Annotated in this window: 22 protein-coding genes; 8 read left to right on the plus strand and 14 right to left on the minus strand. The window is 48.6% G+C overall.

All coding sequences use genetic code 11. The features are described from left to right. Positions 1 to 113: 113 nt before the first annotated feature. Positions 114 to 1,271 (minus strand): NAD(P)/FAD-dependent oxidoreductase, encoded by a 1,158-nt coding sequence (locus IPL32_06235; GenBank protein MBK8465412.1) that lies wholly within the window; start codon positions 1,269 to 1,271, stop codon positions 114 to 116. Continuing rightward, the gene (locus IPL32_06240; GenBank protein MBK8465413.1) at positions 1,271 to 1,783 is read right to left on the minus strand and encodes a DinB family protein; all 513 of its coding nucleotides are present in this window, start codon (positions 1,781 to 1,783) and stop codon (positions 1,271 to 1,273) included. The genes IPL32_06235 and IPL32_06240 overlap by 1 nt, the downstream gene beginning before the upstream one ends. Before the next feature lie 54 nt (positions 1,784 to 1,837). Between IPL32_06240 and IPL32_06245 the strand changes: the two genes are divergently transcribed. Together IPL32_06245 and IPL32_06250 are read left to right on the plus strand one after the other, a co-directional pair. Further along, positions 1,838 to 2,230 (plus strand): hypothetical protein, encoded by a 393-nt coding sequence (locus IPL32_06245; protein MBK8465414.1) that lies wholly within the window; start codon positions 1,838 to 1,840, stop codon positions 2,228 to 2,230. A gap of 28 nt (positions 2,231 to 2,258) precedes the next feature. Then, positions 2,259 to 2,930, plus strand: coding sequence for a YceI family protein (locus tag IPL32_06250; GenBank protein ID MBK8465415.1), 672 nt, complete (start codon positions 2,259 to 2,261; stop codon positions 2,928 to 2,930). A 34-nt stretch (positions 2,931 to 2,964) separates the two neighbouring features. On the opposite strand, the gene IPL32_06255 is transcribed toward IPL32_06250, so the two are convergent. The 3 genes from IPL32_06255 to IPL32_06265 form a co-directional block, all read right to left on the minus strand. Continuing rightward, complete coding sequence (locus IPL32_06255; GenBank protein MBK8465416.1) at positions 2,965 to 3,903, minus strand: hypothetical protein; 939 nt, start codon at positions 3,901 to 3,903, stop codon at positions 2,965 to 2,967. A gap of 20 nt (positions 3,904 to 3,923) precedes the next feature. After that, positions 3,924 to 4,982, minus strand: a complete 1,059-nt coding sequence (locus tag IPL32_06260; GenBank protein MBK8465417.1) for a hypothetical protein — start codon at positions 4,980 to 4,982, stop codon at positions 3,924 to 3,926. Positions 4,983 to 5,189: 207 nt separating this feature from the next. Then, positions 5,190 to 5,399: a cold shock domain-containing protein gene (locus IPL32_06265; protein ID MBK8465418.1), complete on the minus strand. Its 210-nt coding sequence runs from the start codon at positions 5,397 to 5,399 to the stop codon at positions 5,190 to 5,192. Between the two features lie 341 nt (positions 5,400 to 5,740). Here IPL32_06265 and IPL32_06270 point away from each other — a divergent pair, with 341 nt between their 5' ends. Next, complete coding sequence (locus IPL32_06270) at positions 5,741 to 6,544, plus strand: tryptophan 2,3-dioxygenase (protein MBK8465419.1); 804 nt, start codon at positions 5,741 to 5,743, stop codon at positions 6,542 to 6,544. Positions 6,545 to 6,560: 16 nt separating this feature from the next. Here IPL32_06270 and hemW read toward each other — a convergent pair whose 3' ends face one another. From hemW to IPL32_06295, 5 genes are all read right to left on the minus strand, one after another. Next, the gene (gene hemW, locus IPL32_06275; GenBank protein MBK8465420.1) at positions 6,561 to 7,670 is read right to left on the minus strand and encodes a radical SAM family heme chaperone HemW; all 1,110 of its coding nucleotides are present in this window, start codon (positions 7,668 to 7,670) and stop codon (positions 6,561 to 6,563) included. Between the two features lie 89 nt (positions 7,671 to 7,759). Beyond that, positions 7,760 to 10,042: a phosphoribosylformylglycinamidine synthase subunit PurL gene (gene purL, locus IPL32_06280; GenBank protein MBK8465421.1), complete on the minus strand. Its 2,283-nt coding sequence runs from the start codon at positions 10,040 to 10,042 to the stop codon at positions 7,760 to 7,762. A 110-nt stretch (positions 10,043 to 10,152) separates the two neighbouring features. Beyond that, positions 10,153 to 10,653: a DinB family protein gene (locus IPL32_06285; GenBank protein ID MBK8465422.1), complete on the minus strand. Its 501-nt coding sequence runs from the start codon at positions 10,651 to 10,653 to the stop codon at positions 10,153 to 10,155. Between the two features lie 96 nt (positions 10,654 to 10,749). Beyond that, positions 10,750 to 11,688 (minus strand): TlpA family protein disulfide reductase, encoded by a 939-nt coding sequence (locus IPL32_06290; protein ID MBK8465423.1) that lies wholly within the window; start codon positions 11,686 to 11,688, stop codon positions 10,750 to 10,752. Next, the gene (locus IPL32_06295; protein ID MBK8465424.1) at positions 11,681 to 12,259 is read right to left on the minus strand and encodes a redoxin domain-containing protein; all 579 of its coding nucleotides are present in this window, start codon (positions 12,257 to 12,259) and stop codon (positions 11,681 to 11,683) included. Before IPL32_06295 ends, IPL32_06290 begins: the two co-directional genes overlap by 8 nt. A gap of 234 nt (positions 12,260 to 12,493) precedes the next feature. On the opposite strand from IPL32_06295, the gene IPL32_06300 reads away from it, so the two are divergent. After that, the gene (locus tag IPL32_06300; protein MBK8465425.1) at positions 12,494 to 12,946 is read left to right on the plus strand and encodes a DUF1569 domain-containing protein; all 453 of its coding nucleotides are present in this window, start codon (positions 12,494 to 12,496) and stop codon (positions 12,944 to 12,946) included. Between the two features lie 2 nt (positions 12,947 to 12,948). Here the strand turns inward: IPL32_06300 and IPL32_06305 are convergent, their stop codons facing one another. Continuing rightward, a complete protein-coding gene (locus IPL32_06305; GenBank protein ID MBK8465426.1) occupies positions 12,949 to 14,175 on the minus strand; it encodes a magnesium transporter in 1,227 nt (408 codons plus the stop codon). A 229-nt stretch (positions 14,176 to 14,404) separates the two neighbouring features. Here IPL32_06305 and IPL32_06310 point away from each other — a divergent pair, with 229 nt between their 5' ends. From IPL32_06310 to rfbB, 3 genes are all read left to right on the plus strand, one after another. Continuing rightward, positions 14,405 to 15,286 carry a lytic transglycosylase domain-containing protein gene (locus IPL32_06310; GenBank protein MBK8465427.1) on the plus strand — a complete coding sequence of 294 codons (882 nt, stop codon included), beginning with the start codon at positions 14,405 to 14,407 and terminating at the stop codon, positions 15,284 to 15,286. 603 nt (positions 15,287 to 15,889) lie between these two features. After that, positions 15,890 to 16,513 (plus strand): PH domain-containing protein, encoded by a 624-nt coding sequence (locus IPL32_06315; protein ID MBK8465428.1) that lies wholly within the window; start codon positions 15,890 to 15,892, stop codon positions 16,511 to 16,513. A gap of 111 nt (positions 16,514 to 16,624) precedes the next feature. After that, the gene (rfbB, locus tag IPL32_06320; protein ID MBK8465429.1) at positions 16,625 to 17,650 is read left to right on the plus strand and encodes a dTDP-glucose 4,6-dehydratase; all 1,026 of its coding nucleotides are present in this window, start codon (positions 16,625 to 16,627) and stop codon (positions 17,648 to 17,650) included. 49 nt (positions 17,651 to 17,699) lie between these two features. Here the strand turns inward: rfbB and IPL32_06325 are convergent, their stop codons facing one another. Then, positions 17,700 to 20,213 (minus strand): polysaccharide biosynthesis tyrosine autokinase, encoded by a 2,514-nt coding sequence (locus IPL32_06325; protein MBK8465430.1) that lies wholly within the window; start codon positions 20,211 to 20,213, stop codon positions 17,700 to 17,702. Positions 20,214 to 20,436: 223 nt separating this feature from the next. Between IPL32_06325 and IPL32_06330 the strand changes: the two genes are divergently transcribed. Then, positions 20,437 to 24,177, plus strand: coding sequence for an FAD-dependent oxidoreductase (locus tag IPL32_06330; protein ID MBK8465431.1), 3,741 nt, complete (start codon positions 20,437 to 20,439; stop codon positions 24,175 to 24,177). Between the two features lie 23 nt (positions 24,178 to 24,200). On the opposite strand, the gene IPL32_06335 is transcribed toward IPL32_06330, so the two are convergent. Together IPL32_06335 and IPL32_06340 are read right to left on the minus strand one after the other, a co-directional pair. Beyond that, positions 24,201 to 24,749: a hypothetical protein gene (locus tag IPL32_06335; protein ID MBK8465432.1), complete on the minus strand. Its 549-nt coding sequence runs from the start codon at positions 24,747 to 24,749 to the stop codon at positions 24,201 to 24,203. Continuing rightward, positions 24,746 to 25,771 (minus strand): asparaginase, encoded by a 1,026-nt coding sequence (locus tag IPL32_06340; GenBank protein MBK8465433.1) that lies wholly within the window; start codon positions 25,769 to 25,771, stop codon positions 24,746 to 24,748. Before IPL32_06340 ends, IPL32_06335 begins: the two co-directional genes overlap by 4 nt. Between the last annotated feature and the right edge of the window lie 11 nt (positions 25,772 to 25,782).

Consider the following 25,782-nt stretch of genomic DNA (forward strand, 5'->3'; position numbering starts at 1 on the left):
ACCTTAACTGGGAAATGAGGTTTTATGAATCACTTTTCGTAGCAGCATACGCCCTGTATGCGGTTGCGAAAATAGGGGGAGACGGTGTGGGAGACGGCTCCCCCGCTTTATTTTTAGATCGCATTGCCTGCGGCAAATCCCGATGCCCACGCCCACTGGAAATTGTACCCGCCGAGCCATCCGGTTACATCTACGACCTCTCCGATAAAATACAGGCCTGAAACCTTTTTCGATTCCATCGTTTGTGATGAGAGTTCATCTGTAGAAACGCCGCCGAGAGTCACCTCCGCACGGTCATAACCTTCGGTTTCGCGAAAATTTAATTGCCAATTGCTTAGCTTTTCTCCAATAGATTCTATCTCTCTTTCGTTCAACTGATATAAAGGTTTGTTTTCAAATTCACGGCTTGCAAACTCATCCGCAAAGCGTTGCGGCAAAAACCTGCCAAGCAAATTTCCCAAATTTTGCCGGCTTTGTCTGTTTTCCATTAGCTGTTTCATCACATCGGTTTCAGGTGTGAGGTGAAATGAAACAGGCTCATCGGGTTTCCAGTAATTCGATATTTGCAGGATCGCGGGGCCTGAAAGCCCGCGATGCGTAAAGAGAATATTTTCACGAAAACTGTGTTTACCCGTAGAAACAACCGTATCTATGGAAAGGCCTGACAGTTGTTTGTAATTTTCACCTTTTAGAACGAGAGCGACCAGAGACGGCCTGGTTTCGACTACCTTCAGGCCAAATTGCCGGGCGATACTAAAGCCCAGGCCACTGGCGCCGATCTTTGTGAAAGAAAGCCCGCCGCAGGCAACGATCAGATTTGTTGCCTCAAATATTCCCTGACTTGTTTCCGCAACAAAACTCTCGCTTTTCGTGACATTTGTAATCGAGCATCCGGTCTTGATCTCAACGCGAGCATTGCGGCATTCGCGCAGAAGCATATCGACTATCTGCCGCGAACTCTCGCTGCAAAACAATTGCCCGAGCTTTTTCTCGTAATAGGCGATCTTATGTTTTCGGACCAGATCAATAAAATCTTGCGGCGTGTATCTCGACAACGCAGATTTACAGAAATGCGGGTTCTGCGAGATAAAATTCTCGCTCTCGACGTTTATATTTGTGAAGTTACATCGCCCGCCGCCGGAGATCAAGATCTTCCGTCCCACCTCGGCGTTATGCTCTAAGACAACAACTTTGCGGCCTCGCTTCCCCGCCTCTATCGCACAGAACAGCCCGGCAGCACCGCCGCCGATTATAATGGCGTCATATTTCATTAGGCTAGGTAGCGCTCGTTAAGGATCTGGATGTGATGCCTGATGTGCCCGGCCATGGTGTAAATGAGGGCACGGGTTGAAATTTCTTTTTCGTTGGCGGTGCCCATGCGTTTTGAGTCTTCATCTGAAAGGTTGTTGAACAAGAGCATATTAGACCGCCGCTGCAGGTCGAATTCCTCAAGCAGTTCGGCGAATGAGCGATTATTTGCGTTTGAATTTTCGATATAGCCGTCTTGCTCAAAGCCCTCGATAGGCGTCTTGTCCCCACGCGAAACACGCAGTGTGCGATAGGCAAACATCCGCTCACCGTCGATCAGATGACTAAGCAATTCCTTGATCGTCCATTTGCCTTCAGCGTAAGCAAACGTCCCTTTTTCCTCCGGCATGCCGGCAAATATCTCTCGGAGCTCGCTTGGCTGGGCATCCAAAATCTGCAGCACATCATTGCCTTCAATGAGCGAAATGTAGTTGTTATAATACGGGTCGAATTCGTTTGTTTCTGGTCTGTTCATAATGCGGTATAGTATCAAAGTAATTGAAAAACCTCTTTTGTGACGGATACTGTTATGAGATTTTTTTTGTTTTTTCTACTCATTTTCTTTGCGTTAGAGGCTGACCTATCATTTGCCCAGAACGGCGGCAAGGCCGAGCCGCTTCGTATTGAATTTGCTAAAGGCAGGACCAGTGCTGTTCTCACTCGATCCTTGTCTAATGATCAGCAAATGGAATATGTGTTTGGTGCGAGTAAAGGCCAAACGGTTACGATAAAAAATACGAAAACAAGTCTTTTTGATTTTAAGGTATTCAGCGAAGAGAATTTTTCCGAAGGTGATTTCGACAGTTCGCCGACCTACACATTCGTGATCCCGGAAACCGGCGATTACAATCTCTTTATCCGCAAAAAACGGGTCAAGTCCCCGCGGACTGCAAGCTTTTCAATTACTCTGAGCATCAAATAGCGTTAATATTCTGGAGGAATCAATCATTATGAAACGAGCTTCTTTACTACTTGGAATCGCATTTATCGCGTTTATTGTTTTGTCACAAAACGGAACAAGTGCGTTGAATCAAACTTTCACTGAACGCTTCGCCGGCGGCCCTGCGACAGGCGAATCCGGCGCTTATTCTTTCGATAAGGCCCACAGCGCCATCGGATTTAAGGTAAAACACATGGGCCTGGTTGAGATTCCGGGATTTTTCCGCGATTTCACCGGAACCGTAAACTATGAAGCAAAAGACGTTACAAGATCGACTGTCGAGTTCAACGCAAAAGCAACCAGCGTTGATACCGGTGTGGCACCACGCGACAATCATCTGCGCTCAAAGGACTTTTTCGAAGTCGAAAAATTTGCCGACATTACGTTCAAAAGCACAAAGGTCGAAAAGAAAGGCAAGGGCCTTCTTTTGACCGGCGATTTTACGATGAAAGGCGTAACGAAATCGATAACATTCCCATTCGAGATCGCAGGATGGCTGGCCGGCAGCGACAAATCTGGACCCAAAATGGGTATCGTGGCTGAAACCACTATCAATCGCCGTGACTACGGAGTCAATTACGGCAGCAACTTGCCAAACGGCGTTCAGGCACTTTCGGACAACATTAAAGTCGTTCTCCAGATCGAGGCTGGTAAAAAGAAAGACGAACCGAAGACCAACTAGATACGCATAAAACACATACTGCAAAGGTCGAATTTCATAAGTTCGATCTTTGCTTTTTTATGCTCTTTTCTCGAAAGTAAAAGATGAAATCAACGTCTCCATTAGCTCGATCAATGTACCAAGAGATGTCCTGATCCGTCATCATTTCAAGTTCCCCGAGCTTGTTCATACTCTCAATAGATTTTCTTATATTCTCAGGGTCGAAGATATCACCCGCTTTGAGAAACACACGCTTGCGCAAATATCTGTCTCTTAAATATATATTTCCTGCAAACTCAACTCTCCTAACGACCAATCCTTCCAAATCGTTGAGATTCCGGATGGAAGTAAATGGAATGTCGTAAATCGCGTACAAGCCCCAATCGTTATAATCAAAATGCCACCATTCGCTTGGGTTGACTGTAAAATTTTCCGCTTCCATCAATCGACGCAGTATGTCGCGGTTGGCGCGTTCCTCTACTGTACCGCCTTTGTAATCGGGCGAAGCCCGCTCGGTAAATTCGTCAAAGCCCGACGGCATCGGGATCGCATTACCAGTTTTCAGATCGTAAATGCCAAGATCTACGGCACAACCGCGATTATGTTTAGAGCCGGTTGCGGGGTCTGCGACATATTTACGCTGGTCGAGAGTCACAACATCCCAAAACAATTTTGTGATCGCCCAAGGCCTGTAACCGTCATAGATAACGAGCCCGAGCCCTTGTTTCTTTAGTTGTTTATGGACGCGAACAACTCCTTCTGCCGCAGGACGCTGTAAGAATGCACGTGCTTCGGGATAGACCGTGCGACCAACAAAATTATTGGCAGTCGCATACCGAATATCGAGCTTTATGGTTTTATCGAGCTTAATGAGTTCTATCAAATCGGCCTCGTGTTTATTTTCTTCCTTCGGCGCCGCATTTTGCGCAAACGCATAAGAAAAAAGAATAAGACATAACGCCGCGACGGTAAATAGTGAACCAATTTTTCGCATCAAGCTTCTGCCCGCTCTTTTCAAGGATTCTTTAGCTCTGTTTCTGGCTTAATGTCGTCATCCAGAATCTTCACATCTGTTCCGTACTTCTGATAGTTCTTAAACCTGATCAAGTTTCGGCTTTCAAATCTTTTTCCCGAGCTTTCGACAGTGCCGCGGAAATCTGAGATCGTCGGCATAAGGTATTTTTCACCGGCGATCTCGATCATGTCGTAATCTATTGTTTTTGAAACTGCCTTTACCGCAAACGAAGGTTCAATGTCGGTAAGCACATATTCGATCCGCAGAACGCGAAACGAGTCGCGGTCTATCCACATCTTGCCTTTCTCACCGGCCGGCGAATAGCCGGCTGAGGGTTTCAGCCCAACGCCGCCGCCTTTGTTATTCTCGATCGCGATCTCGTACTCATACACAACCGTTCGCCTTCCGCGAATGACGTCGGTCGTTAAAAGGTTAAATTTCGTCTTGCTTTCTGACTTAAAGATCTTTTGCAGGTCCTCAACAAATTCGCCTCCTGACGTTGCTCCATCGAGGCCACTGTAGCTGTTTGCGGTCACGGAATCAGTGACTGTAACGCCGTTCTTTGCAAGAACTCGATACTGCTCGCCTTTTTCCGAGCTGTAACTCACGCCGATCACCAAATTGTCGTACGCCCGCCAATTTCCCGTTCCGGCAAATGCCTCTGACCTCGTTATAACCTGTTTGACGACGAAATCAGGCATTTCTTCTACCGCATTTTGAGTATTTGCACGAGTTTTATCAAGAATCCCGCTGACCTCGGCTGCCGAAGGCAGTTTTGTGCCAACCGGATCTTGACGGCGGCGGTCTGCTTCCTCAAGCGCACGTTTCAGCTCTTCGTCATTCGCTCCTTTTGAACGTGTCAGGCCGCGCAGGCCGTCAGTGACTACAAAATTGATTCCACGCTTTCTCAACGCCTCGATAATGCCCGACTTCCCGCCCGGATCTTTTTGAAGCGAATAGAGCATCTTGACGTACTCAGCCTGTGTAAGAGGCTTTTCCTGAGCGAATGCTACCTGCACGAAACACAAAATAATAAATGCAAATACAAACTTTTTCATCTCTTTTACTGATGCCCTGTGAGCATTATACGTTGGTTTACCAATTCAGCCTTTCTTTGTATGTATGTGCAACACCGCGGCATTATGACCGCATGCGACGCATTTGATCACGATGCGTCATAAAAGAGGCTGTTGGATCAAGCATCCAACAGCCTCTCTTTTAATGTCTCTGCCGGAGATAACCGGTCAGATAATTTAACCCCTTGCTCACGCAACCATCATTACGTTTTCGGCCTGAGGCCCTTTTGGCCCATCGCTCACCTCAAATTCGACGTCTTGACCCTGAATAAGCGTCTTAAAGCCGTCGCCGCTGATAGCGCTGTAATGGACGAAAATATCCTGTTCGCCGGGCTGCTCGATAAACCCGTAACCTTTTGCGTTGTTAAACCATTTGACCTTTCCTATAGCCTTTGCCATAACTCTAGTTCCTCCTGCTTACTTCAAAGATCTTGCTGCGTATCTGTTGAGAGAATTTGCAGCAAAACATAAAACCACAACCGGCAATGCACTAGGCGCATCTGGGCTGCGGAAAAAATTGTGTCGGACCCACTATCTGCAAATAAAGTTACAACCTTAAACTGCAAGATCGCCGGAATTTAATTCGCTTGTGTTTGTGTAGTCGAACGCAAATTTAACCAAAATTTAACGTTCTGTCAAGATATTTCTCAATTTTCGATCCTTTATGTGGTGAAAATTGACATAAACGGCCATATAACAGAACATTGAGCATAGTTTTTAGGTCTATTTTCTGCTAAACGATGACATACGAATACGGCAAAGACGCACCACTTTCATACAATAAATATCTCAAGGTCGCGGAGCTTATAGATCTCCAGCAGCCGCTTTCAGAACCGCAAAGCCATGATGAACTGCTCTTTATAGTCATTCACCAAACGTACGAGCTTTGGTTCAAGCAGATCCTTCACGAACTCGACGCCGCGTTAAAATGGCTGGACGAAGGCCGCACTTTTCGCGTTAATCACAGCCTGCGCGCCATTGTAACGATCGAAAAGGTGCTCGTCTCCCAAATACACGTCCTTGAAACAATGGCGCAGATCGGCTTTCTCGAATTTCGCGACAAGCTTAATCCGGCAAGCGGATTTCAGTCGATGCAGTTTCGCGAGATCGAATTTGTTTCAGGACAAAAGAACGAAAAGATACTGGAGAGTTTTAGCAAAGACGAATTTGCATACAAGCGTTTGAGTGAACGCTATGCAGCGCCGAGTCTCGGCGATGCGTTTTGGGCATTGTTAGAACGCAATGGTTTTGCGGTCGGAGATCATGACGAAAAGGTCGAGGCGATCGTCGAGATACTTGCACATCCCGAGAAACACGGCGATCTTTTTGTAATGCAAGATCTACTCACCGAGCACGACGCTCAGATATCACTCTGGCGTTATCATCACGTCCTTATGGTCGAGCGAATGTTAGGAATGAAGCCCGGCACCGGCGGATCAGAAGGCGTCGGCTATCTTATGACCACGCTGATGAAAAAATTCTTCCCAGAGATATGGGAAGCCCGAACGCACCTGAAACTGTCAGAACCACCTGCGGCTGCGTGATTGCGCCTTTTTGATGCTAAACAAAAACCGAGAAAACCTCATTTGAAAACAGTTTTCCTTTTCGTGTAAGTCGCAAACTACTCTCTGTCGTTTCGACAAGCTCGGCGTCAATCAATCTCTCGATCTCCGCTTCGAATTTGTTTATCAAATCAAAACCGAAACGTGCGGCAAAACTCGGCAACTCGATGCCCGATTCCATACGCAATCCAAGAAAAACAAATTCGGAAGCGAGATCGATCGTTTCCCGCATTACCTCAGCAGAGCAGTTATTCTCTATCATTTCGACATATTTTGCTGTGTCGCGTTCGTTCGCATATCGTTGCTTCCCATCTAAAGAATGTGCCGACACGCCAAAGCCAAAGACAGGATCGAGCGTCCAGTATTTTGTGTTGTGTTTGGACTCGAAACCCGTCCGTGAGAAGTTTGAGATCTCGTATTGCTCATAGCCGGCACCGGCGAGTTTATCGAGCATCAATTCGTACATCTCGGCGGCGAGTTGATCGTCGGGCTGCGGCTGGCGTCCGCTGCGAAGCTGTTCTGCGAGCGGTGTACTCTGGTGAATTTCGAGTATGTATAACGAAAGATGCTCAGGAGACATCGATAACGCTTCATTGAGGTTATTTTCCCAATCTTCAAGCGGCTGTCCCGGCAAACCTGCGATCAGATCAAAGCTGATGTTTTCAAAACCGGCATCACGCAGCATTTTGAATGTTGCCCGCGCATCATTTGCATCATGTCCGCGAGCAAGCAGTTTTAAAGCACGATCATCAAACGTCTGCACGCCGAAGCTGGCACGATTGACGCCGAGTGCTCGATAATCACGCAGAGTTTCCGGCGTTACGGTCGCGGGATTCATCTCCATCGTGATCTCTTTGACATTTGAAAGATCAAATTTGGAATCTATGGTCTCAATTATCTTTTCAACCTGTTTCGCGGAAAGCAGCGAAGGCGTGCCGCCGCCGAAATAGATAGTGTCGATGTTGGAGGCAAAGCTTTTGATCTCTGCGCACAATGCAGTAACGTACCGCTCGACAGCATCATTGCTGCGATAAACGTCGGTCGCAAAATCGCAGTATGAGCATCGCGACTTACAAAATGGGATGTGAAGATAGATGCCAGCGGCCATTAAAACTATTTGCTGCGGTTCAGATGATATTAAACAAGGCCGAATTTAGGAGCGGATGGTAAAGTTTGAGGCAGATATTTTTGTAAGATCTAGTTCTCTAAACGGCTTTGTAACGAATTGCTCCAAACGGTTTCCAGATCGCCGAGCATTGATGCAACTAACGTCTCACTGTTTACCGAAACGCTTAATTTGTCACCGCCAACTCGCCCTATAACCTCAAATGGACATTCCCCGATAGCGTTTTTTATATTTTCAAGTTTTTCCGGAGCAAAGCTTATGATTATACGCGACGGTGTTTCGCCAAAGAGTAACGAATCATTAGACGAGTCTTTACTTTCAATATTTATCTCTGCACCAATCGCTTTGCGGCCGAGCGACGAGAAACAACATTCAACTATCGCAACGGCAAGGCCGCCGTCGGAACAATCGTGTGCTGAAGAGATCGAACATTGGTCGTTTAGCTTTAGCAGCGTTTCCTGAATGAGTTTTTCCTGTGCGAGGTCAATGATCGGAGCTATCCCGTTTTCGATGATCTGTTTAGTGGAAAGACCAAGAACTGTTTGAGCGTATTCGCTTGCGGCAAGATCGTCTCGCGTTTCACCAAGAACGGCGATGATGTCGCCCTCACGCTTAAAGCCAGGCATGATTATCTTTCGCGAATCTTCGATCAAGCCAACCATGCCGATCGTCGGTGTCGGCAAAATTCCGCTGCCGTCGGTTTCGTTGTAAAACGATACGTTGCCCGACACGACCGGCGTTTCAAACACTTTACAGGCCTCAGCCATACCGTCGATCACGTCGGAAAAGCTTCGCATTACTTCCGGGCGTTCGGGCGAAGCGAAGTTAAGACAGTTTGTGACGGCAATGGGCTTTGCTCCAACGCAAACGACATTTCGGGCGGCTTCGGCAACGGCGAGTTTTGCTCCGTTATGGGCATCGATGGCAACAAATTTACCATTGCCGTCCAGACACATCGCTATTGCCCGTCGAGTTTCCTTGATACGAATAACAGCAGCATCTGAACCCGGCATCAACACCGTATTTGTCCGAACCATCGTGTCGTATTGCTCGTAAACCCAACGCTTAGAGCATATATTTGGAGAAGCCAAAAGTGCTTTCAGCACTTGTTCAAGGTTCAAAGTTCCAAGTTCAAAGTTAGAACTGCGTTTTTCTTCAAACTTTGAAATTGGAACTTTGAACTTTGAACTCGTTTCTGCCATTGGGCGCTCATACTTCGGCGCCTCATCAGTTAAGGCTTGGACAGGCAGATCAGCTTCGACGATGCCGTTATGGATGATCTTAAGGCGGTCGCCCTCGACTACCTTGCCTATAACCACTGCATCGAGATCCCATTTGTTAAAGATCTCGACGACCTCTTTTTCGCGGCCTTTACGGGCAACGATCAGCATGCGCTCCTGAGATTCCGACAGCAGCATTTCATAGGCAGTCATTCCCGTTTCGCGTTGCGGAACAAGCGTCAGATCGATCTCAAGTCCGGTTCCGGCACGAGCTGCCATTTCGACAGACGATGATGTCAGGCCTGCTGCGCCCATATCCTGAATGCCTTCGATAGCTCCGCTGCGCATTGCTTCGAGACATGCTTCAAGCAGAAGTTTTTCGAGGAACGGATCGCCGACCTGAACAGTCGGACGTTTTTCGAGCGCCTGATCGTCAAACTCAGCCGAAGCCATTGTCGCTCCGTGAATGCCATCGCGGCCTGTTTTTGCGCCTGCATAAAGAACCGGATTGCCAACTCCGGTTGCTTTGCCAAAAAAGATCTGATCTTTTCTGACTAGGCCGAGAGCGAAGGCATTGACCAGCGGATTGAGGCTGTAAGATTCGTCAAATACAACTTCGCCGCCGATGGTCGGCACGCCAAAGCAGTTGCCGTAGTGGCCTATGCCCGCAACGCAGCCTTTTAGAATAGATCTATTACGATTGCCGTGCTTTGGATCGTCAAGCGGCCCAAAACGCAAGCTATTCATCGCCGCGACCGGACGCGCTCCCATTGTAAAAACATCTCGCAAGATGCCGCCGACACCTGTCGCGGCGCCCTGAAAAGGCTCGATAAAACTAGGATGATTGTGCGATTCAACCTTAAAGGCAACGCACCAGTCATCGCCAATGTCTATGACACCTGCATTCTCGCCGGGCGGCACGATGACACGCGGTCCAGTTATTGGCAATCGTTTCAAATGAACTCGTGAAGATTTATAAGAACAATGCTCCGACCACATTACGCTGAATACGCCGAGTTCAGTGATATTTGGCTCACGCCCGAGGACTTCAACTATACGGTCGTACTCGCCGGGAGTAAGGTTGTGCTGTTCGACGACTTCGGAGGTAATGGCGGTGGTTTGGGTGGCGATCATCTGACAAAAAAAATGACTCTTAAAATAAACAAATGAGTTTATGCGTTCCGAGTATTTTTATCAAACCGGCACGCATAAACTCTCTGTAAATAGTTCATGAATTTAATTATTTACGGCATTGCCGGGGCTCCCAACGCGGCCCATTCTTCTTTCGAAGGGCCGTAAACCCCAGGAACCGGAATGCCCGCCTGACGCATCAGCACGGTCATCTGGCCGCGATGATGGGCCTGATGAGCGATCAGGTAAAACAAGGTCATACCGCGCGACCAGGTTTCGCCGTACATCTCGTCTTCGATCAGCAAAGTTTCGTCCGTCCAGTGCTTGCCGACCTCTTCGCCAGCGGATTTTCCTCCGCGTTCATAGGCTGCGACGATCTCTGCTGCGCTGCCTGGGCAATCGCTGTCAACCGCCGGAGCGTCAACGGTGAGGCCGACAAGGCCAAGCATTTCTCCGGTGGTTATCGCCAAATGCCAGCCTATAAAACCGAGTGTCCGCCCGTCTTCCGTAACTTTCTGTGACAGCGAAGCATCAGTCAGGTTAGTTAGGGCCTTAGTGGTCATCTCAACCTCATATGCCCACGCTTTTTGAAAATCTTCGATCTTTCTAAACATCAGATTTCTCCTTAATGTGATATTGTATGCGCAATAATGTTGCACTCATAAGACTATCAGATTCCTGCATAATGGACAAATGAGGACGTAAAATTGTTACTCATATCTTACCGACGCAAATGCAGTTTTTCCGTTATACAAAAAGACATTTTGCCGAAATTCGTCAGGCTTTAAATCACTCTTGAGTATTGGGCCGTTCGGCCTGAGAATCTTTAGTATCAGCTCAAAATTCTTTTCACTATTCTTAAACTGTTCCTCGCCGCTGTAACGCGTTATCAATATCAGATCAAATTCGGTTTTAGTTTCTGATTTTGCATCTATGAGCTCGTACGAGTGAATAACACCGCGTTTCAGGGCTTCGTCGCGATAGAGTTTCCAGTTGTTCTCGTAGTAAAAGATGGTTTCGTCGCGACGGCCGTCTTTGATCTTCACAAAATCCATCACGACGTAAACACTTGCATCTTGCTTGCGCACTGCCAATAATTTTTCGATCTCAGCAGTTGCGGCAGCATGCTTGAGTCGTCCCATGCGCTGATAAGCGATGCTTCCGTCGGCAGCGAAAAGGATAGTCAGAGGCAGATTTCCTGACCAATCTTTAGAGACCATAGTAATGGCCGCGCTTTCGTCCGGCGTGTAAAGGAGATACGCCGGTATCTTCGAGTTCATTTCTTTTAGAAAACGGGGAACATCACCGTTTATCTCAGCAAGATCGTCAAGAGATACGGTAAGAAGATCTATCTTCCCGCTAAACTCACTATCGATCTTGACCAGATCGGGAAATTCTTCGCGGCAAGGGTCACACCAGGTCGCCCAAAAATTGATCAACAGCGGCTTGCCGTTCGGCTTGAGTAGTCGTTTAAGGCCCTCGACATCTATCTGCTTTACCTTCGGAAATGATGAGACCGCTGCTTTTGTGCTTTTCGTATTACTGCCTTTGGGCGCAGTTTGTGCAGCGCAAATCCCACATAGAGAAATGACTAGCGCCGCAACAAACGCTGAACTCAGACGCCCCCTAAAGATCATTAAATTATTCATCGCCCGCCCGCTTGATCGTGCATCCAAAGGCAGCGGTTGATGTCTTTTCGATCTTCTTTCCGGCCAGAGACGAGTCAAAGGCCGTTCTCAGGTACTTGTCGGTTATTTTGTTGCCGGTTCGGTCGTTGTCGATCGCTCCGTGATAAAGAAGTGTATTTTTGGCATCGACAAAGTAAACTTCCGGCGTTCGCGTAGCTCCAAGTTTGTCAGCAAGGAGGCTGTTCTTATCGATCAATACCGGGAAATTAAAGGTCAAAGACGCGTGTGCCTTGATCTGTTCGCCGTTTTCCGTGACGTTCGAATTTATGCCAATGACATTGATGCCCTTCGCTTTATAATCGGAAGCGATCTGATTCATCCGCTCGTTATACATATAGACAACCGGGCATTTTGCAGAAACAAAGATGATAACGGCGCCCTTTGTGCCCTTCATTTCGTTCAGGGTCTGCATTTTGCCGCTCGTGTCTGCCAAAGAAAAGTTTTCCATCGCAGCGCCGATGGCTAAACCTTGTGCACTTGCAGCCACGGCAAATGCAAAAAATATACTAAATAAGAATGCTGCTTTTTTCATAAGTTCCCTCCAAGGAAGTATTTGCCTTTCAGTCTATCAATACGCAGAAATATCAAACAAGTTTTCAAGACTGTACAAGCAACGTCACAATAATAGATATGTTAGAACCGAGAATCAGTAACCATTTTGATGCAAAAATAGCCGCCAAGGACTAGAATCATTTCGTTAACGGTGAAAATGTTCGTCCGCATCCGCTAGATTGAATTTGTCGAATAAACTACAGCGAATAATTTTATGCCAACAATTAGAAATCAAACTGAAAGAACAAAGCTGATAGAACGGCTAAACAAGCTTACGGGCGAGGAAAAGGCGGCTTGGGGCAAGATGAACGTCAACCAAATGGTGTCCCATCTGGTTCAGGCAGGCGATCTGCCTTTCTCAGCGAGCCTTTCGGATAAGAGTACCTTTTTTTCAAGAACCTTCATTAAACCGCTAATATTGTATGTTCTGCCGATGCCAAAAGAGGTAAAAACCTCGCCCGAAATGAATCAGCAGGAGAGCGGACGAAAACCACTGGAATTCGATGTGGATAAAGGCCTGGTCATCGACCTTATCAACAGATTAGGCGATTTGCCGGTCGATCACGATTGCAAATACCATCCATTTTTTGGAAAGATGAACGCAAAAGAATGGGCTGTGATCGCTTACAAGCACATAGACCATCATCTAAAACAATTTGGGGTTTAACGTTATCCGAAAAGACGCGGAAGACGACGCTGCAAATTTTTTGGAAGGAGTATTTCCATCGCGTCATCGACGGTAACGATACCCGCAATGTCTCCGTCATCATCAATGACAGGTAAGGCGAGAAGGTTATATTCGGAGATGGTCTGGGCGACCGCGTCTGCCGATTCCGATGGATGGACAAAACGGAATTCGGATCGCATTACTTCTTCGAGTTTTTTTGTCGGGTCGGATAAGATCAATGAACGCAATGAGATAAGACCGCAAATCTTCCAAGAATCTTTTTCCTCAACAACGTAAAGGTAATAGATCATGTTCGGCGTCTCGGCCATTTCGCGAAGCGAACGTATCGTCTCGCCAACAGTCAAGTCTCTAGGAAATACGACGAACTCGGTCGTCATCAAGCCGCCCGCCGTGTCATTGTCAAACGCCATCAACTCGGCCACATGGGCCTTTTCCTCATCTTCCATCAAGGCAAAAAGCTGCTCGGACTTTTGATCAGGAAGCTGATCGAGAACGTCCGCTGCATCGTCGGGTGACATTTCCTCTAGAATGTCGGCAGCACGTTCCTCATTTAAATCCTCCAAAATTTGGGCCTGAGTTTCGGTAGACATTTCTTCTAATGTGTCGGCCGCAATTTCGTCATCGAGGCTTTCTACTACCTCGGTACGATGGATAGGTGAGAGTGACTCGGCGAGTTGGGCGATCTCGACTGGATGAAGACGGGAAAGCTTGTCTTTTGAGGACTTTAGCTGCACTGTTACTGTTGCTGTGTCTGTGGCAAGATAGCCTACGTCTGCCCAGTCTATAACTTCGACCGGACGGTCGCTGCCGTAGAAGCCTTTTGGCATAAGGCGGCGGACGAAGCCTTGCAGGCTCACATCGGCTCCTGAAACGCGCCAAATGCCGCCGGCTTCGATGAGTTGGACATCATTAACGCGGACGACGCGTTTACCGTCGACGTCGATGAGCTGATTGTCGAGCACATCTTTGCCCAACAAAACCTCACCTTCGCGGCGGATGAACGGCGTCAGGTCAAGGATCGCGGAGGTCATTTTGGCTCCGTGTAGGCCGAGGTTGGTAAAATCGCGGCTCGGCATAAAGAAATTACGCCGCCGATAGCGAGCTACAAGGCCGATCACGGGCGGATGCTCTTCTTCACCGTATCTGACGAGAACGTCTTTGATGACCGCGATCTTTTCGTTGCGGGCGTCAAAAACAGGGCGATTCAAGATTTGTGACACGTACAGCATGGTCGTTAACCGGAATAAAAATAGATTCTATCACCGAAATTTACTGAGAACACGATAAACACGAGTAAATATATGTAAAATAAATGTTGTTTAAAATATTTATATTTTGTGGAAACCTATTCCCGTTGCGCATTTCTATACTAATAGACCAAGCGAAAGCCGTGCACGGTTTTCGATTTGTCAAAACCCCTTCCGACTACACCACACAATGAAATCATCACTCACCAAAGCCCTATTTATCTCTTTAATTGCAGTAGTTCCCGCCTTTTCACAGACTGGTCCACGTGTTTTGGACAATTTTGCGATCGCAAACGGCGTTCAGGTTCGCCGGACGGAATCCATTCCTGTTTTCGCCAAAACAAAGGCAAAATTAGGCTCAAAAGCCGCTAACAGCAAGAGTCTCGTGCAAAAGACGGCACAAGTCCGCCCTGTCGTTCCGACGCGTATGAGCGTCACTGAGGGCCTTGCGGACCGAGAAATGATGCAGCCGCAGTACAGCAGCTACAACAAGCTCTCGCTCGGCTCAAACACTCAAATGAAAGGGTTTACGACCGGTGATGCAATGATCGATTCGTTTATTGTCGATTCGAGCCGCCGTTACGGCATTGATCCTCTGCTGATCTACGCTCAGATGCACCAGGAATCGTCATTTAAGCTCAAAGCCTTATCTTATAAGGGTGCGAGCGGCCTGATGCAGCTCATGCCGGCGACCGCGAGACGTTTGGGCGTGACCAATATCTACGACCCGCGACAGAATATCGAAGGCGGCGTCAAATACATGCGAATGCTGCTGGATATGTTCGGCCAGGACGTAAACCTTGCATTAGCAGGATATAACGCCGGTGAAGGTGCCGTGATGAAATACGGCCGCCAGATACCGCCATACAACGAAACCCGCGAATACGTACGCCGGATCTCGGCTCGCTACGGCTCGATATCTGACGGCAGCTATGCCCGAACAGTGCGAAGAGTAAACGCCCCAACCGCCGCAAAACTCGAACAAAAAGACGCTCGCCCGCTCAGCATCTACGAGCCAAACGCACTAGCCATCCGCCTAGCCGACGGCCGGATGCGACTCGTTAATCAATAACTAAAGCTTCTCCAACTAGTCGAAAAGACTTGCGGCCAACAGGCGTTGGCCGCTTTTTTTCGTTTTAGTCAGCATTTTATTGGCTTTTGACGCAGGGAGCGTCGGGACAGGCGGATCAGGAGGTTGCGGCGGAATTTTTGGCCTGTTTTTACTGGAAAACATATATAACTACTTAAAATTCAGTCGTTTACGCCACTTGCAGCGTTGGTTAAGGCTCAAAAAGCCATCGGCGCACCCCAAAAAGCCATCGGAGACACCCAAAAAGCCATCGGAAAAATTTCATATTTACGACAATTTCAGCTTTAAAAACATCGTTTTTGGGGATTTCCACTAGTCGACCACCGGCTAGCTCCGCCATATTCGCCGCCTCTCCCGCAAACCAGCCGATTTAGCGACCATCGTTTACCATTTTTTGTCTCAACACGCCACAGGTTTGCCTCTGTCAATGGCGATTGGCGGAGGCATAGCCTAGGTTTTTTAAAGGCTATCGGAAAGGCACAGCCTTTCCGCATGGCAATTAGGAATCTAGATTTTATTTGCAGAGCGGTGAGGCTTTGCCTCACCTATCGACCGCGTGGCATTAGTGAGTTATCATTTTGCTTGATGTATTGCGAAAAATGCGGAGCGGACAATTCGGAGACGGCGGTGTTTTGCAGGAAATGCGGCGTGGCGATGGCGGAGATGGAGACGCGTGTGGCTGCGCGAAGTGCAATGGCTGATGTACCTCAAAGCCGGGTCCAAAGTCCGATGTCCAATGTCCAAAATTCGAGTGCGATTGAAAGAGAGGTCTTTGCGATCGCTCCGACGATGAAGTTTGTGAAGGCGGGCTATATTGGTGCCGCTGTTGCTGCAATTTTGTTGGTTGGTATTGTCAGTGCGCTTCTTTCGAGCTATGTGCCAATATGGGTTGCGGTTATCTTGGGGCTGCTGCTATTTTTGGTGCCGGGCTTTTATCATCTCAAACAAAAATTTTTGCGTTATACGCTGACGGAAACGAAATTAGAGATCGATTCGGGCTTTATTTCTCGTAATACGCGTAATGTGCCGCTTCGAAGGGTACAGGATGTGACCGTTTCGGCGACGCCTTGGCAGAGGCTGTTGGGAATAGGCGATCTCGTCATCGACAACGCCAGCGACGACGGCGGCAAGACCATGCTCAAAAACATCGACACGCCAAAACGTTATGCCGACGAGTTGCTCGAACAGATGCGGCGGTTGGAGAGATAAGCGGTAAGATTCACCACAAAGACACGAAGAACACAAAGAATTTAAGGCAGATATAATTGTTGAAGTTATTTTTTCCTTCGTGAACTTTGTGTCTTTGTGGTTAATAATTTTATGAAGACGATATTTGTAACGGGTGGTGCGGGTTTTATTGGGTCGGCGTTTGTGCGTCAGGTTTTGGAGCGAACTGACGATGTGCGCATCGTGAATTTTGACGCGCTGACCTATGCGGGAAATCTTGAGAACCTGAACGGTTTGGATGAGAGTCGTCACGAGTTTGTTAAGGGCGATATTTGCGACGCGGAGGTTGTTCTATCGGCGCTGCCTGATGGGTGTGACGCGATATTTAATTTTGCTGCAGAGTCGCACGTTGATCGGAGTATCACTTCGGCAGGCGAATTCTTGCGCACGAACATCATTGGCACACAGGTTTTGCTCGACGCTGCGCGTGAAAAAAGTGTTCGGCGTTTTGTGCAGGTTTCGACCGATGAAGTGATGGGAAGTTTGACGGACGGTTCGGATGAGCTTTTTACGGAGGACACCGCGCTTGCACCAAATTCACCTTATGCCGCGTCGAAGGCTTCGGCGGAGTTGATGGTCAGAGCGGCTCGCGAAACTTTTGGCGTCGATGCCGTCATCACGCGCTGCGGAAACAATTACGGGCCGCGTCAATTTCCGGAAAAACTGATCCCGCTGATGATCGCCAACGCGATGGCAGACGAACCGCTTCCCGTTTACGGTGACGGGCGAAATGTGCGTGATTGGATATTTGTCGAGGACCATTGCGCCGCGATCTGGCTCGCATATGAGAAAGGCGTTTCGGGCGAGGCTTACAACATTGGTGCTCGTAATGAACGTGAGAATATTGATGTCGTTACAGCGATCCTTGATGCTTTGGGTAAGCCGCACAGCCTGATCAAATTTGTCACCGACCGTCTTGGACACGACCGCCGTTACGCGATCGATGCAACCAAAACTGAGAACGAACTTGGCTGGAAACCCGCGACCACCTGGGAAACCGGCTTGGCTCAAACTATCGATTGGTACAGATCAAATCAGGATTGGGTCGATCACGTTCGCAGCGGTGAGTATCGTGAATATTACCGCGAGATGTATGGAGCAAGACTGACTGGAAACTAATAACTGATAACTGATAACTAATAGTTTTTAGTTATGAGTATTCAGTTTCTTACTTTCCTGCCGCTTCGGCGTTCGCTCTTTCCTGGTCTTCTAAATACGGCGTTGATTCGTCATCGTCGCTTTGTGAGTAGTATTTGTAATAACCCGATCCGTAGTAATCGTATTCCATCGAGCCTGCCTTGATGCCGTTTAGGACAACGCCGTAGATGCGGGCTCCGATAGCGCTGACGCGTTGTTTGAACTGGCGCATCAGATGGATCGAACTCTTATTCGCCATCGCCACGAGGATAACGCCATCGACAAGCGTCGAGAGTATCGACGCGTCAGTGAACGAGATCGCAGGCGGCGAATCGATGATGACGTGCTTGAATTTGCCGCTCAAGAATTCCAGCAAATTGCGCATCTCATTCGAACTGAGCAGCTCAGCCGGGTTTGGCGGAATCGGGCCGCTCGTGATGATCTTCAGACGCGGCAGATCTGCATAAGTGCGGATGAGATTTTCGGTGTCTTTATCGCCCGAAAGATAATTCGTCAGGCCCTTTGTATTCTCAAATCCAAAATGACTGTGCAGACGCGGACGGCGAAGATCGCAGTCGATGATCACAACATCTGCATCGGACTGCGCAAGTGTGATCGCGGTATTGATCGCAGTTGTTGTTTTGCCTTCGGACGGTTGCGACGATGTGACAAGGATCGTTTGCGGCGGTTTGCCGGCGGACGAGAACAGAAGCGAAGTTCGCAAATGGCGATATGCCTCGGCCATCGGCGAATGGCGGTCGTCCATCGTTATGAGAGCAGATGGTGCCGCGGCTCCATTTCCATTTACGGCCGTGAGCAGCTTTCGTTTTTCAGTATTGAGGTAATGCGGAATAAGAGCGAGTGTCGGCAGTCCGAGATGACGGCTGATGTCGTCAGACGTTCGCACAGAGTCGTCAAGATAATCAAGCAAAAACGCGAGGCCGATGCCTGCCGCAAATGACAAAAGAAGTGCTACAAGAATATTTCGTCCACGCTGCGGCCCGATCGGCGAGCCAGGTGTCATCGCTTTATTTTGGACGGTAATATTGTCCGGCCGACCGCTCGACAACGCTAATTCCTGTTCCTTTTGACGCTGCGTGTAAGTGTTCAAAAGGTCGCGGTTATTTTTCAGGCCATCGCGAAGAGTTGTGAGTTTGGTTTCAACCTGGCCCTCGATATTAGCTTTTGCGGCTTGTTGATCAAATTTCGCTATGGCTCCGGATAGCCGCTGCTGCGATGCTGCCAACTGCGACCGCAGACTTGCAAGAACCTCTCGCACGGCATTCTTTTCAAAATTCGAACCTTCGATCGTGATTTTTTGTAATCCCTCGCGGCCAACACGTTCTCTCTGGCTGTTGAGCGTCACGATCTCGGCATCGATCTGCTTTACGCTTTTATGTTCCGTGGTGTATTTTACCAACAGCTCTTCGCGTTTTTGCTGCCTTTCGTCGATGCGCCTGTCGAGGTCCTCGATGCGTTTTTCAAGATCGATCTTTCGCGAATCATTTAGCTTGCGGGCAGCGATTATAGCCTGGTTGTCGCCTACGATCGAGAGAATATCGCCATTTTCACCGGCTTGGACAGCAGCGTTATACATAGCCTGAAGCCTATCGACTTCGAGTTGAGCATCATTCCGCTGAGCCTGCAGAATCTTAAGATTGTCTGCCCTGAGGGCGTTGCCGCCTTCGACGAGGGGCAGATTACCGGATTTCATCTCGGCGATCATGTCGTTTTCTTGTTGGGCGATCGTGCCTTTCAGTTCTTCGATCGACGCTCCGAGATCTTCGTATGCCTTTTGCGCACCTGATGTTTCGCGGTCGGCGTCTTCTTTGATAAAGAGTTCTGCAACGCGGTCGGCTGCTTTAGCAGCAACAGACGGATTAGTGCTTTGGAGGCTGATGTTTACAATATTTGTCCTGTCTAAAGGCACAACCCTTAAACCGCTTACAAGGACAGCCGCGTAAAATTCGGCACGCGTATTTTCTTCCGGTGTAAGCTGGATCTGACCGTTTTTGGCAGTATCCGGCGAAGTATCGCTAACTATTGGTAATGAATTATCAGTGCTTTCGGTTTTTTGGCCGCCTGAGAACAATGAGCGAACACTAGCCAAAATACCGCGATTCTGTTCGCCAAAAAGATTGGGATCGCGATGCAGGCCGAGCGAAATGACGACTCGCCTCATCAGATCGGGATTCTTAAGTAGCTCAAGCTGAGTATTGTAATATTGCTGATTATCGCCGAAATTGATGTTGATCGCGTCTTTTTGAGTCTGCGGCACCTTGCGCGGCTCAATGATCATCGAGGCTTGAGCCTCATAGATAGACGGCTGGCGAAACGAATAAAACGCTGCCGCCGCGGTCGTCAATATCGTGATCGCCAAAATGATCGGCAGCCGTTTGTAAACGATATTGAAATACTGTCTGATCGAGCGCCTGCTGTCGAGAGCATTGTCGTAAGAAGACGAATAATTACCGGGATACTCAATGTTTACCGGCTGAAGATCTTTTGTTATCGGTAGCGGTGTCAACCGCTGGTCGTTTTCCATACTGCCAAAATCTAAGTCCTAACTGGCCACTCGACGCGAACTTGCTTTATACCATATTCAGCCGCGTTTTTCACCAAAATAGTCTTTGTAACCTCGATTCTACCACGTTCTCACGAGAGTTGCGCCCATTTGTTGCAGCCAAGCCGTCTTTGATAGAGGTAGTCACGCAGTGGTATATTGAATGTTTGCCCTATGCTTAATATATCGGGCAATAGAGGCTGGTATGACGAAATTTGACGAAAACGGCGGGCAAAACGACTTTGAACTTGGTGTAGAGGGCTTTCAATTCTCGGATCTATTTGACGCAGTAAAACTCAAGGAATTGGCTGAGCGGTTTTACGCCGGTATTGAGAAAGACGACGCAGTGCTGCATTCGGCACTAACAAAATACATCGCCTCGCGTGGAGTCGGCTATGAGCGCAAGGTCGAGTCAAAGATATTGACCGACTCAGCTCCCTACCTCTCAGAATTTATCGCTCGACTGTTCAAGATCAACCGCGAGAGGTCTGAGCTTGAGCGAGATGTTCTGGTTCAAAATCCTGTCTGGAAATTCAAATTCTTTGTCCAGCGGCGTGCGATCAAGAAATATAAGGCCGATCAGGTCGCAGAAATGAACGAAGCGGAGCTTTGGCGCGCTCTCACCGAGCTTCGAAATGCGGCTTTTGACGAAACGTTAATCTTCGACGAAGAATTATCGATCGCGACAATGACGCAGAGGCTCGTCGAGGCTGAGGAGGCCCTTACAGGGACGGCGAGCGACGGTGAAGAGGTTTCGCACGATCTCGACAACGCTTCGTCAACCGCCCAACGAATCAATTCGGCATACGAAAAACTAAAGGATTCAGTCTTCGGAAAGCTGTTTAAGAAGTATATTGTCGAGGAGGAATCGACTGGCGATCTGCTGGCTATCCGAGCAGCGCTGCGGATCGTCGAAGCTTGGTCAGCCGTCGCTTTCTTTAACAAATCGAAAAAATGGTACAGCTTTAAAACGCCGCACCCTCTCGATTATCAAAATCTCGTTCATCTGATCCATCCCGAACCGGAACTGCACAACATAAAGCGTGGAGCGGATGAAGAACTGCGTAGGCGCGACGGTTTTAAGTTAACCGATGATCGCGGCACGATGCGCGACGCTCTGTTTGAGATCGATTATTGCCTGATCTGCCATGAGCGTGAAAAAGATTCGTGTTCGACCGGTCTCCACGAACCTGACGGCACAGCAAAACGCAATCCGCTAGGCATCAAGCTTGAAGGTTGTCCGCTGGATGAAAAGATCTCGGAAATGCACATGCTCAAAAAGCAGGGTGACGCGATCGGGTCGCTGGCGTTGGTGACGATCGACAATCCGATGTGCGCCGGCACAGGTCACCGCATTTGCAACGACTGCATGAAGGGCTGCATTTTCCAGAAGCAAGAGCCGGTGAATATTCCGCTTGCTGAAACTGCTTCGCTGACGGACGTACTCAAACTGCCCTACGGCTTTGAAATTTATAGTCTGCTCACGCGCTGGAATCCGCTCAACGCAAAGCGGCCTTACACATTGCCCTACAACGGCAAAAACGTGATGGTCGTCGGCCTCGGGCCCGCCGGTTATACGCTCGCACACTATTTGTTGAACGAAGGCTTTGGTGTCGTCGGCATCGATGGTTTGAAGATCGAGCCGCTACCGTCGGATTGGACAGGCAAGCTGGGCCGCGACTGCCCAAAACCTATCAAGGATATTAACGAGATCACCGAAGAACTCGACGAACGTATTCTGTCAGGCTTCGGCGGAGTTTCAGAATACGGCATTACCGTTCGATGGGACAAGAATTTTCTGACGATGGTGCAGTTGATGTTGACACGGCGTAAGCGTTTTCGCGGTTACGGCGGCATCAGATTTGGCGGAACCGTTACGATCGAGGACGCATGGGATTTTGGTTTTGATCACATCGCGATCGCGACCGGTGCCGGACGACCGACAATTGTGCCGATGAAGAACAACCTCATCCGAGGCATTCGCCAGGCCTCTGATTTTCTAATGGCGTTGCAGCTAACCGGTGCATTCAAGAAGGATACGCTGTCGAATTTGCAGGTTCGCTTGCCTGCCGTTGTCATCGGCGGAGGCTTGACCGGCATCGACACTGCGACTGAACTTTTTGCCTATTATCCGGTGCAGGTCGAGAAGACGCTCGCGAAATACGAGCAGGTCGTTGCGGAATTTGGCGAGGAAAAGATCGTCGAGCATTTTGACGAAGAAGAGATCCGCGTCTTGCAGGAATTTCTTGAACACGGGCGAGAGATCAGAGCCGAACGTAGCCGCGCCGCATCGGCTGGCGAAGAGCCTAACTTTATCCCGCTGGTTAGAGGCTGGGGCGGAGTATCGCTGATCTATCGAAAACGTTTGCAGGATTCACCGGCGTATCGTTTGAATCATGAAGAGGTGCAAAAAGCTCTCGAAGAAGGCATCGACTTCATCGAATGCATGAGTCCTACCGAAGCCGTGCCCGACGAATACAACGCCGTCAAAGCATTGATTTTCGAGCGACTCGATTACGTCGCAGAAACCGGTAAATTTGAAAACACCGGCGACATGCATGAGTTTCCCGCACACACAGTTTGCGTTGCAGCGGGCACTTCGCCAAACGTCATCTATGAAAAGGAAAAGCCGGGCACATTTGTAATGGACGAGTGGCGTCAGTTTTTCCAGCCGTTCAAGGTAGAACGAAACGGCGATGGAAAACTTCACGCTGTCGAAGCTGCAAAGGGCGAGACCGGATTTTTCACTTCTTACGAAAACGAAGGCAAATTCATTTCTTATTACGGCGACAATCATCCGAAATACGCCGGAAACGTCGTAAAAGCAATGGCCTCGGCGAAAGACGGTTATGCAAAAGTTGTCGACCTATTTGCAGAAGAATTAGCAACCCGCGGAACACTGCCGCAGTCAGAACGCGATTCCATTTTTGACAAGCTCGAGGCAACGCTCGATGAGCAACTTCGCGCTTATGTCGTAAAAGTTGACCGCCTAACGCCGACGATCGTCGATGTGATCGTAAAGGCTCCGCTGCAGGCGCGAAAGTTTGAGCCCGGACAATTTTATCGATTGCAAAACTTTGAAACTTCAGCTCCGATGATCGACGGCACGCGATTGATGATGGAAGGGCTCGCCCTGACAGGTGCTTGGGTCGATGAAGAAAAAGGGCTGCTGTCGATGATAGTTCTCGAAATGGGAACGTCGTCGCGACTTTGCTCTTTGCTAAAAGAAGGTGAGGAAGTTCTCGTAATGGGCCCGACCGGAACGCCAACCGAGATCACTGAAAATGAAACGGTCATGCTCGCCGGCGGCGGACTCGGCAACGCAGTTTTGTTCTCTATAGCTCGAGCGTTAAAGGAGAATAACAACAAGGTCGTTTACTTTGCAGGCTACAAAAACGGCTCCGATCTTTTCAAACGCGAGGAAATTGAGAACGCTACCGACGAAGTTATCTGGGCAACAGATTTTGGTGATGAGATCTTGCCCCAACGTCCGCAGGACGCTCACTTTCGCGGCAATATCGTTCAGGCGATGATCGCCTACGCTGAAGGGCGTCTAGGCGAGCAACGCGTAGATCTCAAAAACGTTGACCGTATTATCGCCATCGGCTCAGACCGAATGATGAACGGCGTTCGCGAAGCTCGTCACACAACACTAAAACCTTTCCTCAACGAAAATCACGTCGCCATCGGCTCGATCAACAGCCCAATGCAATGCATGATGAAAGAAGTCTGCGCCCAGTGTTTGCAAAGACACGTCAACCCCCACACCGGCGAGGAATTTTTCGTCTTCTCATGCTTCAACCAGGACCAGCATCTTGATTTTGTCGATTTCAAAAATCTAAACGAGCGGCTTAAGGCGAATAGCGTTCAGGAGAAGCTGACAAATTTGTGGCTGGACAGAGCATTTGGGAACGAAGAATTCAAGGTTCAATTTGGAACCTCGTAGTCCGGATCAAAGCGCTTCAAATCTTAATCCAAATGACTTTTTATCAATAAGACACTTTTCGCAAACCTCTTAAACTCATTAAAGCCATTTTTGGTGAAGGTAACGGTGTCATATTTTGTTTCCAACTCTGAGTCATAGAGTTCAATTTTGGCCGAGTCACCCGTAGCCAGCCATGCTAATTCTTCCGTGGTGAGATAAAGATGTAGAGTTTCGTCATTCTTATTCTTATCCACTTTTGAAACTATTCGGAGCTTATTAGTCTTTAAGGGTATGTCGTCAGCAAAAAACCTGGCTCCGAATGAGGCTCCCTTCGAATAACGATTTTTCGTTCCTTTAAGAATAAGAAGCACCGAAATGTCACTATCTCTTTGCGGACCAAAGTACATTATTCCGATCTCAGCGTCCGATAGATTGGGGCTCATTGCCATCGGCATCGTCAAAAGCTCTGAAGTGGCGCTGCCATCTTGAACTGCCACTTTCACATAGTCATTTTTAAGTGGTTTTTTCTGTGCATTTCCTGATACAACAAATGCAAAGAGAACCAGAACTAACGGCGACATTAAGGCTTTCATATTTCCTCACTCCTTAGCTCAAAGGTAGTTTTCACGTATCCTACCACACCACCACGCCGATTCTTTACTGACATCGGCGACATGTCTGCAAGGTCGTTCTTCGATAAAACATCGAGTTGGCGCAATATCTCGATCGCAACAACGGGTCGTGCGCGATAATCATCGCCGTCGGCAACCTTTAACGCGATGCCAAGTCCGGTGGGCCATTTTTCGCAGGGTAGGACGCCGCAAAGCCAGACGCCGTCGGCGCCGACCTTTGAGATTATCCTTGCGGGTGCGGCGTTCATCAGCATTGTGTCGAGGCGTGTCGAGCCGCCGATGAGTTCGGGAAAGGTCATCATTGAATCGACAATTCGGCGGCAGGCTTTTTGTGTCACGTCGGGAAATTTTGCCGGAGCAATAAGATTGATAAAGCACTTTGCCATCGCCGCAACAGGCAAAGCAAAAATCGGAGCACAACATCCGTCAATGCCGACGGCAATGGCTTGCTCGGGCATTTCTGCAAAATCGGCGACGCATCTTAAGATTCGTTTTTGAATTCGACTGTCCGGCGAAAGATATGTCGTCGTGTCGGCACCGATGTGTTTTGCAAACGCTAGCATTGCAGCGTGTTTGCCGGAGCAATTGTTGTGAAGCTGTGTCGGACGTTCTCCGTCAGCGAGCATTCGATGTGATTCGGCTTCACTAAAAGGCAGATGTACTCCGCACTGCAGATCTGATTCTAAAAAACCTGCCTTTGCGAGCATTCGAGCTGCGATCTCGACATGCATTGGCTCGCCAGAATGCGAAGCTACAGCGAGAGCAACTTCATCTTCAGTAAAACCAAACGCCTCGGCCGCTCCGCTCGTAAGAAACGGTATCGCCTGAAATGCTTTTGCCGACGACCGAAAATATGTCACCGTCGATGGTTCGCCGAGCGACGCTACAGTATTCCCTTCACCGTCAACGATCGAGAGATGACCACAGTAAACGGACTCGACCGTTTCACCGCGAATGACGTTTGCTAAGACTTGAGCATTCATAAATTCTCAGT

The sequence above is a fragment of the Chloracidobacterium sp. genome (assembly GCA_016711345.1).
In the GTDB taxonomy this organism is placed as follows: Bacteria; Acidobacteriota; Blastocatellia; order Pyrinomonadales; family Pyrinomonadaceae; genus OLB17.

Coding starts and splice junctions, on each gene's coding strand:
- IPL32_06325 (MBK8465430.1), bottom strand. CDS start 20,213: ATGGAAAACGACCAGCGGTTGACACCGCTACCGATAACAAAAGATCTT.
- IPL32_06330 (MBK8465431.1), top strand. CDS start 20,437: ATGACGAAATTTGACGAAAACGGCGGGCAAAACGACTTTGAACTTGGT.
- IPL32_06335 (MBK8465432.1), bottom strand. CDS start 24,749: ATGAAAGCCTTAATGTCGCCGTTAGTTCTGGTTCTCTTTGCATTTGTT.
- IPL32_06265 (MBK8465418.1), bottom strand. CDS start 5,399: ATGGCAAAGGCTATAGGAAAGGTCAAATGGTTTAACAACGCAAAAGGT.
- purL (MBK8465421.1), bottom strand. CDS start 10,042: ATGATCGCCACCCAAACCACCGCCATTACCTCCGAAGTCGTCGAACAG.
- IPL32_06255 (MBK8465416.1), bottom strand. CDS start 3,903: ATGCGAAAAATTGGTTCACTATTTACCGTCGCGGCGTTATGTCTTATT.
- IPL32_06250 (MBK8465415.1), top strand. CDS start 2,259: ATGAAACGAGCTTCTTTACTACTTGGAATCGCATTTATCGCGTTTATT.
- IPL32_06235 (MBK8465412.1), bottom strand. CDS start 1,271: ATGAAATATGACGCCATTATAATCGGCGGCGGTGCTGCCGGGCTGTTC.
- IPL32_06270 (MBK8465419.1), top strand. CDS start 5,741: ATGACATACGAATACGGCAAAGACGCACCACTTTCATACAATAAATAT.
- IPL32_06260 (MBK8465417.1), bottom strand. CDS start 4,982: ATGAAAAAGTTTGTATTTGCATTTATTATTTTGTGTTTCGTGCAGGTA.
- IPL32_06245 (MBK8465414.1), top strand. CDS start 1,838: ATGAGATTTTTTTTGTTTTTTCTACTCATTTTCTTTGCGTTAGAGGCT.
- IPL32_06300 (MBK8465425.1), top strand. CDS start 12,494: ATGCCAACAATTAGAAATCAAACTGAAAGAACAAAGCTGATAGAACGG.
- IPL32_06310 (MBK8465427.1), top strand. CDS start 14,405: ATGAAATCATCACTCACCAAAGCCCTATTTATCTCTTTAATTGCAGTA.
- IPL32_06285 (MBK8465422.1), bottom strand. CDS start 10,653: ATGTTTAGAAAGATCGAAGATTTTCAAAAAGCGTGGGCATATGAGGTT.
- IPL32_06295 (MBK8465424.1), bottom strand. CDS start 12,259: ATGAAAAAAGCAGCATTCTTATTTAGTATATTTTTTGCATTTGCCGTG.
- rfbB (MBK8465429.1), top strand. CDS start 16,625: ATGAAGACGATATTTGTAACGGGTGGTGCGGGTTTTATTGGGTCGGCG.
- IPL32_06240 (MBK8465413.1), bottom strand. CDS start 1,783: ATGAACAGACCAGAAACAAACGAATTCGACCCGTATTATAACAACTAC.
- IPL32_06315 (MBK8465428.1), top strand. CDS start 15,890: ATGTATTGCGAAAAATGCGGAGCGGACAATTCGGAGACGGCGGTGTTT.
- IPL32_06340 (MBK8465433.1), bottom strand. CDS start 25,771: ATGAATGCTCAAGTCTTAGCAAACGTCATTCGCGGTGAAACGGTCGAG.
- IPL32_06290 (MBK8465423.1), bottom strand. CDS start 11,688: ATGAATAATTTAATGATCTTTAGGGGGCGTCTGAGTTCAGCGTTTGTT.
- hemW (MBK8465420.1), bottom strand. CDS start 7,670: ATGGCCGCTGGCATCTATCTTCACATCCCATTTTGTAAGTCGCGATGC.